We start from the raw sequence: 14,254 nt of genomic DNA, 5'->3' as shown, positions 1-14,254 counted from the left end.
ATCCACCAGGTGCGCAAGATGTACGCGGGAGCCCGGTTGCGGCGATTGCGCGAGGAACGGCGAATGACCCAGGCGGCGCTGGCCAAGTCGCTGGACCTCTCGCCCAGCTATCTCAATCAGCTCGAACGCGATCAACGGCCGCTCACCATTCCGGTGCTGCTGAAACTGAATTCGACGTTCGACCTCGATGTGCAGTTCTTCGCCGCCGACTCCGACGCCCGCCTGGTGTCGGACCTGCACGAGGTGCTGGTCGACGCCGCGGGCGGCGACAGCGCGCCGTTGACCGAGGTGGAGGAGCTGGCCACCCGGCAGCCGGAAGTGGCGCGCATCCTGGTCGCCATGCACCGGCGATTACGGGCCGCCACCGATCAACTCGACCTGCTGTCCTCCCGGGTGGCCGCGCCCACCGGTACGCCCGGCGTCCCGATGCCCTACGAGGACGTCCGGGATTTCTTCTACGACCATCACAATCACATCCCGCACCTGGACCTGGCCGCCGAACACCTCTTCGAGGAATCCGGGCTGACCATCGGCTCCCTGGATCGGCAGCTGGCCCGGATCGCGGACGAACGCGCGGGCGTCACCGTGCTGGTGCGCGGCGACGGGGCGGACCCGGCCATCCCTAAACGCCACTACGATTCCGACAGCCGCACCCTCACCCTGGCCCGCCGGCTGCGGCCCGGGCAGCGCGCCTTCCAGATCGCCACCACCCTCGGCTTCCTGCTCTACGGCGACGACCTGGACGCGGTGCTGGACGAAACCCCCTCGCTCACCGGCGAATCCCGCACGCTGGCCCGGATCGGCCTGGCCAACTATTTCGCGGGCGCGCTGGTGCTGCCCTACGGCCGGTTCCTGCGCTCGGCCGAGGAACTGCGCTACGACGTCGACCTGCTGAGCCTGCGCTTCGAAGTCGGCTTCGAGACCATCTGCCACCGGCTGAGCACCCTGCAACGCCAGGGCCAGCGCGGCGTGCCGTTCTTCCTGGTCCGGACCGACCGGGCCGGCAATATCTCGAAACGCCAGTCCGCCACCGCGTTTCACTTCTCCCGGGTGGGCGGCAGCTGCCCGCTGTGGGTGGTGCACGAGGCGTTCGCGCATCCGGGCCGCGTGCTTACCCAGATCGCGGCGATGCCCGACGGACGCCGCTACCTGTGGATCGCCCGGACCGCAGCCACCACCCCGCACGGATACGGCACGGCGACCAAGAATTTCGCGATCGGCCTGGGCTGCGATATCGAATACGCCGACCGGCTGGCGTATTCGACCGGTCTGCAACTCGACGAACCCGCCGCGGCGGTGCCGATCGGCGCCGGCTGCAAAGTCTGCGAGCGGCCCGCCTGCCCGCAACGCGCCTTCCCGCAGATCGGCGCGCCGCTGTCGGTCGCCGAGCACACCAGCACCGACCTGCCCTATCCCCGGCTGGGCGGCTGACTCACGCGGGGATGTGGGTCAGTTTGTCCGGGTTCCGGACCGCGTAGATCCCGCGCACCTTGCCGGTGTCCGGATCGATGTCGAGCACCACGACCGCGAACAGCGCGCCGCCCGACAGAATCACCGCGGAGGGATCCCCACCGACCCAGCGGTAATCGAACCCCAGATCGGGCACCCCGGTGACCATCGGACTGGTGATCAGCCGAATGATCTTGTCCGCACCCTGAATCGGGCGCAGCGCGGCCCGCGACTTGCCGCCGCCATCGGACCAGAAGGTCACATCCGGCGCGAGCAGTTCCAGCAACGCCTGCACGTCGCCGCCGACCTGCGCGGCCAGGAACCGCTCGGTCACCGCGCGCTGCGTGCGGGGATCGGCCTGATACCGGGGCCGCCGGGCGTGCACGTGGGCGCGGGCCCGGTGCGCGAGCTGACGGACCGCGGTGGTCTCCCGGCCCAGCATCGCGCCGATCTCGGCGTGCGGGTAGCCGAATACGTCGTGCAGCACGAACACCGCGCGCTCCAGCGGGGACAACGTTTCCAGCACCACCAGCATCGCCATGGACACCGATTCCGCCCGCAGCGCCGGATCGGCCGGGTCGGCGCTGTCGCGGACCTCCGGGGTGTCGGTGACCAGCGGCTCGGGTAGCCAAGGGCCGACATAGGTTTCGCGCCGGCGGGCCAGCACCGCGCGCCGAGCCAGTGCGTTGTTGACCGCGATCCGCACCAGATACGCGCGCGGACTGGTGATCTCCTCGGCGCCCGGGCGATTACGCGGCACCCAGGCGAGCCAGGTGTCCTGCACGACGTCCTCGGTGTCGGCCACCGTGCCCAGGATGTTGTAGACGATCGAGAACAGCAACTCGCGATGGTCGGCGAAGACCCTGGTCGCTTCGTCGTCGGCGCTGTCGAACATCTGGCCTCCTGTGTTCCGGTCTCGCCTCCCTAGAGGCATCTCACTACCCGGAACGTGACATCTTTCGCGCACCTTGTGATCCGACTCTCACGATGTCACGTCGCCGCGACCGGTTCGGCTCTGGGTTCGGGAGCGGACGAAATCGACGTCCGGACCGTGAGAGGACATCGCAGTGCAGTCATCCACCGAAACACCGTCGTATCTGGCGACCCGCCGCGGCAAACTCACGCTGGCATTGCTGTGCACCGTCGCGTTCCTGGATTTCGTCGACGGTTCCATCGTCAATGTCGCCCTGCCGGCCATTCAGCGCGAACTCGGGCTCGAAGTGTCGACGCTGCAATGGGTGACCAGCGGCTACATGCTCACCTACGGCGGCCTGATGCTGCTGGGCGGCCGGCTCGCCGACCTGCTCGGCCGGCGCCGGGTGCTGATCGCGGGCACGGTGCTCGTCGCGGTCGCCTCGGCCGTGGGTGGTTTCGCCGAGGCCGCCGGACCGCTGATCGGGGCCCGGCTCGCGCAGGGCGTCGGTGCGGCGCTGATGCTGCCCGCCGCGCTGTCGATTCTGACCACCAGCTTCCGGGAGGGCGCCGATCGGAACACCGCGCTCAGCGTGTGGGGCGGCGCCGCCGGATTGGCCTCGGCGGCCGGGGTTTTCCTCGGCGGACTGCTCAGTGAAGGACCCGGCTGGCGCTGGGTGTTCTACGTCAACACCCCGGTGTGCGTGCTGGTGCTGGCGCTTGTTCCGATGCTGATTCCCAACGACCGGCGCAACGAAATCCGGGGCAGCTTCGACGTTCTCGGCACCGCGCTGGCCACCGCCGGTTTGATGCTGCTGGTGTACGGCCTGGTGCAGGCGCCGGAGCACGGCTGGGGCTCGATGCGGACGATCGTCACACTCGCCGCCGCGGCGGCCCTGCTGATCGGCTTCGTGGTCAATGAACGCCGCACCGCGGATCCGCTTGTGCCACTGTCCATCTTCCGGATCCGAGGGCTCGCCGCCGCGAACCTGACGCATCTGACTATCGCCGCCGGCATGCTGGCGATGTTCTTCTTCGTCACCCTGTATATGCAGTCGGTGCTCGGCTTCGGCGAACTCCAGGCCGGCAATGCCTACCTGCCGATCAGCCTCACCATCGGCATCGCCGCCGGGCTGGCCGCGAAGCTGTTCCCGCGCTGGGGAACCCGGCCGGTCATTGTCGGCGGGGCGGCGATCTGCGGACTCGGATTGATCATGCTGTCGCGGATTCCCGCCGACGGTTCCTACGCGACCGATGTGCTGCCCGGCATGCTCGTCATGGCGGTCGGGGCCGGGTGCGTCTTCGTCGCGAACACCACCGCCGCGAATGCCGGCGTGCCCGCCGAACAGGCGGGATTGGCCGCGGCGCTGCTGAATACGTCCCAGCAGATCGGTGGCGCGATCGGCATCGCGATCCTCACCGCCGTGGCCACCACCCGCACCACCGCGCAGCTGGCCGCCGGGCAGGCGCCCCTCGAGGCGATGACCTCCGGGTTCCAGCGGGCGCTGCTGATCGGCGGGCTGCTCGCGCTGGCCGCCGCCGTCCTCGGGATGTGGACGGCGGATTCGCGCGGCGAACAGGACAACAAGCAGGCCCCCAGCACGGATACCGTGGCCGCATAGCCGGCCGGTCAGGACTTCGCCAGGTACTCCAGGCGTTCGGCATCGACCGCAGCGTTCATCATGCCTGCCAGGCCCGGGTGCTTCTGCAGACCCGGGTCGGCCTCCACCAGCTCGCGCGCCAGATCCTGTGCGGCGGTGATGACTTCGAGGTCGTCGAGCAGCGAGAGCAGGCGCAGCGACCGGGCGGTGCCGGACTGGGCGGAGCCGAGCACGTCACCCTCGCGGCGCTGGCGCAGATCGAGCACCGACAATTCGAAGCCGTCGGTGGTCCCGGCCACCGCCTCCAGGCGCACCATGGCCGAACCGCCCGGGGCGGCATCGGTGATCAGCAGGCAGAGACCGGCGTGCTTGCCCCGGCCGATGCGCCCGCGCAGCTGATGCAGCTGGCTGACACCGAAGCGGTCGGCGTCGACGATCACCATCACCGTCGCGTTCGGCACGTCCACGCCGACCTCGACCACGGTGGTGCAGACCAGCACATCGATGTCGCCCGCGTTGAAATCGCGCATCACCTGGTCTTTTTCGTCCGATGGCAGGCGGCCGTGCAGCAGGCCGACGCGGACGTTCGCCAGCGGGCCGGTACGCAGACTGTCGAAGACGTCGAGGGCCGCGGCCGTGGTCGGGGCCTCCTTCTCCTCGTCCTTCTTGCCCTTCTTGCTTTTGCCCGAGCCGTTCTCCTCGTCGTCACCGATCCGCGAGCACACCACATAGGCTTGGCGTCCGGCTTCGACCTCTTCCAGAATGCGTTCCCACGCACGCTCTACCCACGCCGGATGCTGCTTGCGCGGAACGACTTTCGAGGTGATCGGGGACCGGCCGCGGGGCAGCTCGGTCAGGGTGGAGGTTTCCAGATCACCCAGCGTGGTCATCGCGATGGTGCGCGGAATCGGGGTCGCGGTCATCACCAGCAGATGCGGGCTGACACCCGGCTTCGCCTTGGCGCGCAACGCGTCTCGCTGCTCGACACCGAAGCGGTGCTGTTCGTCGACGATCACCATGCCCAGGTCGAAGAACTCCACCGCGTCCTGGATCAGCGCGTGCGTGCCGATCACGATGCCCGCCTCGCCGGTCACCGCGTCCAGCAGCGCGGCCTTCTTCGCCGACGCCGACATCGATCCGGTCACCAGCACGACCTTGGTCGAGTCGTCGGCCGCGCCCAGCTCGCCCGCCGTGCCGAGCTCGCCGAGCATGTTCCGCAGCGATCGATAGTGCTGCGCGGCAAGCACTTCCGTGGGCGCCAGCAACGCACACTGCTGACCGGCGTCGACCACCTGCAGCATGGCGTGCAGCGCCACGATGGTCTTGCCCGAACCCACCTCGCCTTGCAGCAGGCGGTGCATCGGCTGCACCCGCGACAGATCATCGGAGATCTCCGCGATCACCTGCTGCTGACCTGCGGTCAGCTCGAACGGCAGTTTCTTCTCGAACGCGGCGGCGATGCCGTCGGTGCGCGGCGGGCAGGGCCGCGCGGTCCGGCCCGCTATCTCGTGCCGGCGTTCGGCCAGCACCAGCTGCAAGGCCAGCGCCTCGTCGAACCGCAGCCGCTCCTTGGCCTGGTCGATATCGGTCTTGCGCTCCGGCAGATGGATCAGGCGCAGCGCGTCGGACACCGCCAGCAGCGCTCGCTCGTCGCGAACCTGTTCCGGCAGTGGATCATCGATCGGATCGAGCTGCTCGAGCACCTGCCGCACGCAGGCCAGCAAGTCCCAGCTCTGCACCTTCGCCGTCGCCGGGTAGACCGGGATGAACTCCCGCTCCATGAACGAGACATCCACGCCCCCGGCGCCTTTCGCGCTCTCGGCGAGCCCGCGCAGGTCACCGCCGCCGCGCACCTTGGTGAAGGTGCCGACCGCGTCGTCCTCGGCGTCCGGCAGGATGAGGTATCCGGGGTGCGAGAGGTTCCAGCTGCCCGGTCGCCAGTAGCTGACGGTGCCCGACATCATCGCCCGAAGACCTTCTTTGACAACGTATTTCACTTTGTCGCCGTTGAAGAAGGTGACCTCGACCGGCTTGCCCGCACCGGTGTCGAGCTGCACCTTGAGCAGCGATCCGCGGCGGTTGCGCATCGGCTTGAGTTCGGTCTTGGCGATCCGCCCGACCACGGTGATGTGCGCGCCGTCCTCCGGCTCGTTCTCGGTGAGCGGCTGCCCCTGCGTGGCGTATCGCAGCGGATAGTGGCGCAGCAGGTCCTCGACGGTGTTCATGTCGAAGGCTTCGCCCAGCTTTTCGGCGGCTTTCACGCCGAGAACGTGGTCCAGCCGGTCACCGAGTGTCGCCATGCCGCATTCCTGTCTGTGTCATTCGACGCCGATCTGCACCAGATCACCATGCTGCCCACCGGAATACACGATCACCTCGACTCCGGGGAAGCCCTGCCCGATGTGCGCGGCCAAGTCCTCGGCCAGCCCGTCCGGCGCGCCCGCGCCCATCAGCAGCGTGACCAGCTCGCCGCCGAATCCGAGCATGCGATCGAGCAGCGTGCGGGCCGCCGCGCGCACATCATGGTCGATCACCACGACATCGTGGCCGACCAGGCCGAGCCCGTCACCCGCCGCGCAGGTGCCGACCATGGTGAGCGCGCGCTCCCGCGCGGCGCGCAGCGAACCCCAGCGGGTCGCGGCGGCGGCTTCGGACATGGCGAAGGCGTCGTCGACCGCGATCCGGCCGCGATCGTGCACGGCGGCCGCGGCCAGGCCCTGGACCATCGATCCGCTCGGCAGCAGCAGCACGTCGCGGTGGGCATCGCGGGCGGCGACACCGACGGCGACGAGTTCATGGGCGGGTAGCGCGCCGTTGGGCAGAACCAGGACTTCCCGGTTCGGCATGTTCCGGATCGCGGCGAGCAGGGCCTGCGGGGTGACCGGATCGTCGCCGAGCACGATCGCGCCGGCCGCCTCGAACAGGGCGGCCGCGCCCGCGCCCGCGGCGACGGCGAGGATCCCGCGATCGGCCGGGCCGGTCGCGGGATCACAGGCGCGCGGTCCGGCGTGGACGGGCGCGGTGACGGCGAAACTCTCGATACGGATGCGGCGCAGCGTGCCCGCGGCCAAGCCCGCCTCCACCGCGGCGCCCGCGTCGACACAGTGCACGTGCGCGGACCACATCCCCGCACCGTCGCCGACCACGACCACCGAATCACCCAGTTCGGACAGGCGATCACGCAGGCGCGCGATGCGGTCCTCGTCGGTGTCGGCGAGCAGGTACATCACCTCGAAATGCGGGTCGTCCGCGGCGTTTTCCGGGTGCGCGGCGGTCGGCTCGGCCGTGGGCTGGTGGTCGCCGGGCAGATACTCCGGCCGCGCGGGCGATTCGCCGGTGGTCACCGTGACCAGCCCGTCCAGCAACACCAGCAGCCCGCGCGCGCCCGCGTCGACGACTCCGGCCGCGCGCAGCACGCCGAGCTGCGCGGGCGTGTCGTCCAGCGCCTTGGCCGCGCCGTCGGCGGCCGCCAGCGCCACCCGTGCCAGCGCGGTGTCCTGGCAATCCGCCGCGCAACCGGCCGCGTAGTCCAGAACGGTGAGCATGGTGCCCTCGACCGGCACGCTCAGCGATTCGCGGACCAGCGCCGCGCTCCGGCTCAGCGCCAGCCGCAGGGTGCCGGCCGTGAGCGGGCCCTCGCGCACCGCCTCGGCGATGCCGCGCAGCACCTGCGTGAGGATGATGCCCGAATTGCCGCGTGCGCCCGAGGTCGCGCCGCGCGCCATGGCGGCGGCGACCTCGGCGGCGGCGATCTCCGTCACACCCGCGGCCGCGGTTTCGGCGGCCAGCAGTGCCGCGCGCATGGTTGCCAGCAGATTGGTCCCGGTGTCGGCATCGGCGATCGGGAAGACGTTGAGGGCATTGATCTCCGCGCGCCGCGACTCCAGGCCGTCGACGCAGATCCGGCCCCAATGCAGCAGAACTGCGCCATCGATCACATCCCGCGCTCCCGGCACCGCCACCTCACTTTCCCCTCTCACCGCATGCTTCCCGCCAGGTTAGCGGGCGTTACCGACAGCGCAGGGCGCAGACCGGGAGGAGGGGGTGGCGGGGCGGCACCTGCCCGCCCGCTAGACTGGATCCCGCATATCGGCCGCTTCGGCCCCTCCCCGAACCATCGGTTTGGTGGAACCGGGCTGCGTTAGCTACCCTTGCAGGGTTGCCTCGCGCGGCCTTGGCCGGTTCGCGCTGGCCGACGCAAGTCGGCAAGGCATTAAGACATTGTTTCCGGACATGCTGCGTTGGTCGTAGCGGTCCCCCACTAGACATGAAGGAGTTCGCGACTATGGCTGCCGTCTGCGACGTCTGCGCCAAGGGCCCCGGCTTCGGGAAGTCGGTCTCGCACTCGCACCGGCGTACCAACCGTCGCTGGAACCCGAACATCCAGACCGTGCGCGCCCAGGTTGCCCCCGGCAACACCAAGCGCATGAACGTGTGCACCTCCTGCCTGAAGGCGGGCAAGGTCACGCGCTGAGCGTTGACGAGACAACGCCCCGGCGCCCTCTATGGGCACCGGGGCGTTTCCCTTTCTTACCGGTGTTTTCGACCGCGGATCAGTAGCGCGAGGCTCGTCAGCGAGACCAGCCCCAGCAGCACGACCACCGCGGTCCGGAAAGCGGTGACGAAGACCGTCCCCGACACATTCCGCGCGGCGGCCTCGACGACCGGGGTGACCTGCTGCGCCGTCTTGGCCGCACCCGGCTGTTGCGCCGACGCGTTCGAGTGATCACAGCCCTCGGGCGTGCGTTCCGGGGTGGGCGATCGCAGTTGCAGGGTCGCGCACCGGGCGAATTCGTCGGCGATGCTCGGGGCGAACGGGGTGACCGCGGTGAGCTGCCGCTGTAGTTCGGGCCGCTCCTGACGCACCGCGGCGGGCGCCGCGAGAGCGATGGCGTGGAAGAACAGAATGCCGATCAACGCCACCCCGAGCGAGTTTCCGACTTGCTGCGCGGTGGGCACCAGGCCGGACGCGGAATCGATGGACCGGGACGGAACGGCGGCGACCACCGCGATCTGCAAGCGGGCGGCCGCCGCGCCCACCCCTAATCCGCCGAGCACCAACGGGATCAGCAGCACCGGCCACGACAGTGCGGGCGGCTGCGGCTGCAAAGCCAGCAGCCAGCCGGCCAGCAGCACCGCGAACAGCGCGCAGCCGGCGCCGATCATCCGGTCTCCCAGCCGTCCGGCCAGCCGGGGCGCGGCCAGCGCCCCGAGGACCGCGCCCGCCGAGAACGGCAGCGTCGCCACTCCGGTGCGCAGCGCGCTGTAGCCGAGCCCGAATTGCAGCGACACCGACATGGTGAACAGGTACGCGCCGAAGACGCCGTACACCACCAGGCAGGCCAGGATCCAGCCGAAGAACCGTGGCTCGGCGAACAATCCGGGATCGAGCAGTGGCGCACCGCCGCGCGCGGCCACCCGGCGTTCGTGCGCGACGAAGGCCGCGAAGATCACCAGGGCCGCCCCCAGCATCGCGAGAATCGGTAGCGACCACCGATGTTCGCGGCCGATCGAGAGCCCGTAGATGAGCAGGAACAGTCCCGCCGTCGCCAGCACCGCACCGGTCGCGTCCAGCGCGCACCGCTCGCGCACCACCGACCCGCGCAGGTGCCGGGCCGCCAGCACGAGCGCGACCGCACCGGGGATCAGGTTCACCAGGAAGATCGAACGCCACGACAGGTCGAAGGGATTCGCGCCCAGCAGCACCCCGCCGAGCAACGGACCCAGCATCGCCGCCGTGCCCGCGGTCGCGCCGTAGAGCGCGAAAGCGAGGTTGCGGCGTGCGGTATCGGCGAAGCGCGCGGTGATGATCGCGATCGGTTGCGCCGAGACCGCGCCCGCCGCGGCCCCTTGCAGCACGCGCGCGGCAATGAGCGCGAGCGGCGTCGGCGCCAAGCCGCACAGCACCGAGGCGCCGACGAAGACCGCCAGCGCGGCGGTGAAGAATCCGCCACGCCCCCAGCGCATTCCGAGCCGCGCGCTCGGCAGCAGCGCGCACGCCAGGGCGACGGTGTACCCGGTGAGCATCAGCGATGATTCCGCCGAACTCGCGCCGAGCTCCCGGACGATATCCGGAATCGCGACCGTCACGATGGTGGCGTCGACCATTTGCATGAAGACGGCGACGAACACCGCCACCACCCCGGCCCACACGGTGGATCTCCGGGTGGGACGCGGGGTTTCGAGCGTCAGGGCGCTCACGGCGCGCCCCTCACGCGACATCCTGTGCCAGCGCACCGATCCGGGCCTGCGCGATCGATTCCATCACCCGGGTGAGCGCGTCGCAGTAGCGCGTCATCGCCCCGGCCGCGAGCGGAGTGTCCGGGAAAAGCGATGCGGCCCAGATCATGTCGTCGGTGCGCTGCACCCAGGTGTATACCTCCTCGGAGGTGCCCCGGCTGCCGAAGAAGGAGAAGTCGAGCGCGGAGAACAGCTCGGCGCCCGGCAACTTCCGCAAATCCAGGAACGACAACATGGGAGCGACCCAGCCGCGCCGGACGTGGAAGCCCTCCTGCTCCTCCAGGAGCTCCACCACGCGGTGCAGCGACACATTGGACAGCCACTTGCCCGCGGCGAAGGCGGCATCGGCGCGCTGCGCCGTCGCCGCGAACCCTTCCCGGGGATCGAATTCGAAGGCGATCGGGATCAGGCTGGCGTACCAGCCGACGGTGCGCTGCTCGGCCGCGCCGGCGCGGGTGTTCTTCGGCGAGAGGTTGAAATACTTTGTGCGCCCCGACAATTGGTACTCGGCGTAGGCGGCCGCGGCGAAAACCCCGGCCACCAAACGCACTCCGGCCCGGGCGCATTCGCCCTCGAACGCCTCGGCCAGCGCGCCCGACAACAACACGCGCCGGTCCGAGGCCGCCGAGGTGGTCGCCGTCGCCTCCGGTTCCCGCAGCGGCAGCGGGAAACTGGGCAACTTGCCGCCGTTGGCCAGAATGCGGTCGGCCCACTGGGTGATCTGCGGCGACTGCGCGGCGAGCTCGGCCGCCTGCGCGCGTTCCCGCCCGCAGTACTCCCGGTAACTGGCCACCGGCGCCTCGGCGAGCCGGGTCGCGGCGGCCGGATCGAAATACAGCTGGACGACTTCGGCGGCGATGATCCCGCCGGAGACGGCGTCGGTATTGAGGTGATCGCAGGCCACCACCACGGTGAACGAGCCGCCGTGTTCGATGATCGCGAAGCTGAAGCAATCCCAGCTGGTCGGTCCGGGTGTCACCCGCTGCACGATCCGGCTGATCAGCAGGCCGTCGATCTCGCCCCAGGAATCGGCGACGAGATCGATGTCCTCGGACTCGAGCACCCGCCGCTGGATCCGGAGATCGGCGTCGAATTCGAACCAGCTGTGGAAGGCGTCGTGCCGGCGCACCACCGCGGTGGTGGCGCGGACCAGCGCCGCGATATCGGGATCGCCCGCGAGGGTGAACGCGCACAGGATCAGCCGATCGAAGCGGCGGCCCGACTGTTTCGCGGTGCGCGCCATGGCCAGGTAGGCGTCCTGCTGGAAGGACGGCGGAGTGGCGTCGGTCCGGGCCCGGATGGCCGCCGCGCGCGCGTTCTCGCTGGGACGAATGATCGTCAGCCGGCCGCCCTTGGGCCGCCAGTCCTCGATGAGCCCGCTCTGCATCATGAGTGGGGTCCTCCTTCGGTTCCGGAGCCGGCGTTCACGACGCGATCCGCAGCAGCGAACGCATCGGCGGCCGATGCTGGGTGGACAGGGCGGATTCGCGCGGCGCGAAACCCTCGGCCCCGAGCGGGAACTGGACGATGCCCGCGCCCGAATCGGGCAGGCCGCACCGTTCCAGCGCCGTCGCCACGATTTGCCGGCTCATGACGCCCAATTCGTGCAGCGGCCGATTGCGGTGTTTGCGCACACCCAAGTCGACCTGCCCGATGGCCGAGGCCCCGTAGGTGTCGTAAACGTCGATCAACAAGCCGATCTCGACGCCGTAATGCGGTGCGAAATACAGTCTTTCGAGGGCCTGCCGGGTCGCGGCGTATTCGCCGCCCAGCGGTTGCACCACGTGCCGCAGGCCCGGTCGCAGCGCCGCGAGCAACGGCCGCGCGACGAGTTCGGTCACCCGGCCGCCGCCGGATTCGTCGAATGTCTCGCCGACGAGCAACGGGCGCCGGTAATAGGCCTTGCTGAATACCAGGGATTCATCGAGCAGCAACGGCCCGATGAGTTTGGGCACGAATTGCGGATCCGGATCGATGAGATCGGAATCCATGAACATCACGATGTCGCCGGAGGCGACCGCCAGGGACCGCCACAGCACCTCGCCCTTGCCGGGGACCGGCGGATGGTCGGGCAGCACCGCCTCCCGATGCACCACGGTCGCGCCGGCGGCGGCCGCGACCCGCATCGTGGCGTCGGTGGAGCCGGAATCCATCACGATCAGTTCGTCGACCAGGCCGTCGGGCAGGCATCGGACCGCGCGGACGACATCGCCGACGGTGGCTTCCTCGTTCAGCGCGGGGAGTACCACCGAAACCGTTCGGCCGCGTTTCGCGGCGATCAGGTCGTGCGCGCTCCAATGCGGCGCGGACCAGGTACGAATTTCGCCGTGAAACTCATTCATCAACAGATCGGCCATTTCGACCACCTATCAAAAGAGATGTGCTTTTGCGGAGGTACCGGGCGGGCCGTAGACTCGCACTCATTGCGAACCACGGCAAGGGTTTTCGGAAGTGGTCCTGATCACTTCGCCACCCGGTGAAATTGGAGATCGAGAATCGCTGCGCTGCGATGATCGGACACTACAACTCGTTCGCAAGGCTGAATATCCAGCAAAGCAACCTTTCAGGTGGAAGTAACCTTTCATTAACCAAAGTGGGTATAGTTCAGGCAATTCGGGCGCTGCGACCCACGCGCGAGAGTGACGGCAATCGCATTCTGCGGGATACTGCGCAACCATGACGCACTGGCAGATCCGCCCCCTCACCGCCGAGCACACGCGCGGCCTGGCCGAATGCCACATCGCGTGCTGGCGCGAGGCCTACCGAGGACTGGTGCCGGACCATCTGCTCGCGGCCTTCGACGTCGAGCGGCTGACCGAACGCTGGGAGCGGGACCGGGTCCGCCATCCCGGTTGTCTGCACGTGGCCGTATCCGAGGGCGCCGTCATCGGATTCGCGGTCGCCGCGCCGGACCGCGCGGCCGACTCCGTGGCGGCGCCGCAGACCCCCGTCGAAACCCCGGTCGCCACTATCCAGCTCAACGCCATCTACGTGCGGTCACCGTGGTACGGGACCGGCCTCGCCGACGAGCTGCTGCGGGCGGCGGTCGACCCCGAAGCCTCCTGCTCGCTGTGGGTCTTCGAGCAGAACCCGCGCGCCCAGGCCTTCTATCGCAAACATGGTTTCGAGCTCGACGGCGCCCGCAAGGTCGAGGGTTTCAGCCCCGCCATGCAGGTCCGGATGGTGCGCCCCGGCCGCTGAAACCGGTCCCACCGCGCGACCGTTAGTGTGCAGGACATGAGCACCGATTACGTCTCGATCGCCGACGGCGTCCTGCAGATCACCATCGCCACCGCCGCCGCGGGCACGTCCATGGACTTCGCCGGCATCGAGGCGGGCACCGCCGCGCTGAAGGGCTTGGCCCCCGAGGTGGGTGCGGTCCTGCTGACCGGAACCGGCGCGAACTTCTGCGCGGGCGGCAATGTGCGCGGCTTCGCGGCCGCCGCGGACCGCTCGGCGCACATCCACGCGCTCGCCACCACGCTGCACGATTTCGTGCGCGCGCTCGACGCGGCTCCGGTCCCCGTGGTCGTCGGCGTCCAGGGCTGGGCCGCCGGCGCCGGCATGAGCCTGGTCTGCGCCGCGGACATCGCGATCGGCGGCCCCTCGACCAAGCTGCGCCCCGCCTACCCGGGCATCGGCCTGAGCCCGGACGGCGGCATGTCCTGGACCCTACCGCGCATCGTCGGCCTCGGCCGCGCCCGCGAAATCCTGCTCACCGACGCGGTTCTCGACGCCGACGAAGCCGCCCGCCTCGGCCTGCTCAGCCGCTTGGTCGCCGACGAGGAAGTCCGCGCCACCGCACTGACCCTGGCCCAAACCCTCGCCACCGGACCGCGTTCCACCTACGCGACCATGAAAACCCTGCTGGCGCAGTCGGTCTCCGCGAGCTTGAGCGACCAGCTCGACGCCGAACGCGACGCCATCGCCGCCGCCGCGAGCACCCCGGCGGGCACCGAAGGCATCGACGCGTTCGTCGAGAAGCGCAAGCCGGACTACACGAAGGCGAACTGAGACACCGGATTTGGCGCCGCGATGAGTTTTGCCGCGGC

General features: G+C 69.6%; 11 protein-coding genes. 5 read left to right on the top strand and 6 right to left on the bottom strand.

Features of this window, described 5'->3' with window-relative positions; translation table 11 throughout:
• Positions 1–9: 9 nt before the first annotated feature.
• On the top strand, positions 10–1,431 hold the full coding sequence (locus AB0M14_RS11105; protein WP_364992249.1) for a short-chain fatty acyl-CoA regulator family protein: 1,422 nt from the start codon (positions 10–12) through the stop codon (positions 1,429–1,431).
• Between the two features lies 1 nt (position 1,432).
• Here the strand turns inward: AB0M14_RS11105 and sigJ are convergent, their stop codons facing one another.
• Complete coding sequence (gene sigJ, locus AB0M14_RS11100) at positions 1,433–2,344, bottom strand: RNA polymerase sigma factor SigJ (RefSeq protein ID WP_364992248.1); 912 nt, start codon at positions 2,342–2,344, stop codon at positions 1,433–1,435.
• Between the two features lie 172 nt (positions 2,345–2,516).
• On the opposite strand from sigJ, the gene AB0M14_RS11095 reads away from it, so the two are divergent.
• The gene (locus AB0M14_RS11095) at positions 2,517–3,983 is read left to right on the top strand and encodes an MFS transporter (RefSeq protein WP_364992246.1); all 1,467 of its coding nucleotides are present in this window, start codon (positions 2,517–2,519) and stop codon (positions 3,981–3,983) included.
• 8 nt (positions 3,984–3,991) lie between these two features.
• Here AB0M14_RS11095 and recG read toward each other — a convergent pair whose 3' ends face one another.
• Both recG and AB0M14_RS11085 read right to left on the bottom strand, forming a co-directional pair.
• Complete coding sequence (gene recG, locus AB0M14_RS11090; protein ID WP_364992243.1) at positions 3,992–6,262, bottom strand: ATP-dependent DNA helicase RecG; 2,271 nt, start codon at positions 6,260–6,262, stop codon at positions 3,992–3,994.
• A gap of 18 nt (positions 6,263–6,280) precedes the next feature.
• Positions 6,281–7,924: a DAK2 domain-containing protein gene (locus AB0M14_RS11085; RefSeq protein WP_364992240.1), complete on the bottom strand. Its 1,644-nt coding sequence runs from the start codon at positions 7,922–7,924 to the stop codon at positions 6,281–6,283.
• A gap of 323 nt (positions 7,925–8,247) precedes the next feature.
• Here AB0M14_RS11085 and rpmB point away from each other — a divergent pair, with 323 nt between their 5' ends.
• On the top strand, positions 8,248–8,436 hold the full coding sequence (rpmB, locus tag AB0M14_RS11080; RefSeq protein WP_194814704.1) for a 50S ribosomal protein L28: 189 nt from the start codon (positions 8,248–8,250) through the stop codon (positions 8,434–8,436).
• Between the two features lie 56 nt (positions 8,437–8,492).
• Here the strand turns inward: rpmB and AB0M14_RS11075 are convergent, their stop codons facing one another.
• Genes AB0M14_RS11075 through AB0M14_RS11065 form a run of 3 tightly spaced genes read right to left on the bottom strand, consistent with a single transcriptional unit; the run spans position 8,493 to position 12,559 of the window.
• Positions 8,493–10,163 (bottom strand): MFS transporter, encoded by a 1,671-nt coding sequence (locus tag AB0M14_RS11075; RefSeq protein ID WP_364992237.1) that lies wholly within the window; start codon positions 10,161–10,163, stop codon positions 8,493–8,495.
• A 10-nt stretch (positions 10,164–10,173) separates the two neighbouring features.
• Positions 10,174–11,592, bottom strand: coding sequence for a condensation domain-containing protein (locus tag AB0M14_RS11070; protein WP_364992235.1), 1,419 nt, complete (start codon positions 11,590–11,592; stop codon positions 10,174–10,176).
• 34 nt (positions 11,593–11,626) lie between these two features.
• Entirely contained in the window at positions 11,627–12,559 is a 933-nt protein-coding gene (locus AB0M14_RS11065) for a glucosyl-3-phosphoglycerate synthase (RefSeq protein ID WP_364992232.1), read from the bottom strand.
• 319 nt (positions 12,560–12,878) lie between these two features.
• Between AB0M14_RS11065 and AB0M14_RS11060 the strand changes: the two genes are divergently transcribed.
• Positions 12,879–13,403, top strand: a complete 525-nt coding sequence (locus AB0M14_RS11060) for a GNAT family N-acetyltransferase (protein ID WP_364992229.1) — start codon at positions 12,879–12,881, stop codon at positions 13,401–13,403.
• A 36-nt stretch (positions 13,404–13,439) separates the two neighbouring features.
• Positions 13,440–14,216, top strand: a complete 777-nt coding sequence (locus AB0M14_RS11055; RefSeq protein ID WP_364992227.1) for an enoyl-CoA hydratase-related protein — start codon at positions 13,440–13,442, stop codon at positions 14,214–14,216.
• Positions 14,217–14,254 lie beyond the last annotated feature (38 nt).

The organism is Nocardia sp. NPDC051832 (genome assembly GCF_040681285.1).
GTDB lineage: Bacteria > Actinomycetota > Actinomycetes > Mycobacteriales > Mycobacteriaceae > Nocardia.
The sequence above is the reverse complement of the archived record's forward strand: the minus strand, read 5'-3'. Positions and strand labels throughout refer to the sequence as shown.

Bases quoted from the DNA above. Each gene is read 5' to 3' on its own strand.
- AB0M14_RS11065 (WP_364992232.1), bottom strand. From the start codon at position 12,559: ATGGCCGATCTGTTGATGAATGAGTTTCACGGCGAAATTCGTACCTGG.
- AB0M14_RS11070 (WP_364992235.1), bottom strand. From the start codon at position 11,592: ATGATGCAGAGCGGGCTCATCGAGGACTGGCGGCCCAAGGGCGGCCGG.
- AB0M14_RS11055 (WP_364992227.1), top strand. From the start codon at position 13,440: ATGAGCACCGATTACGTCTCGATCGCCGACGGCGTCCTGCAGATCACC.
- rpmB (WP_194814704.1), top strand. From the start codon at position 8,248: ATGGCTGCCGTCTGCGACGTCTGCGCCAAGGGCCCCGGCTTCGGGAAG.
- AB0M14_RS11060 (WP_364992229.1), top strand. From the start codon at position 12,879: ATGACGCACTGGCAGATCCGCCCCCTCACCGCCGAGCACACGCGCGGC.
- sigJ (WP_364992248.1), bottom strand. From the start codon at position 2,344: ATGTTCGACAGCGCCGACGACGAAGCGACCAGGGTCTTCGCCGACCAT.
- recG (WP_364992243.1), bottom strand. From the start codon at position 6,262: ATGGCGACACTCGGTGACCGGCTGGACCACGTTCTCGGCGTGAAAGCC.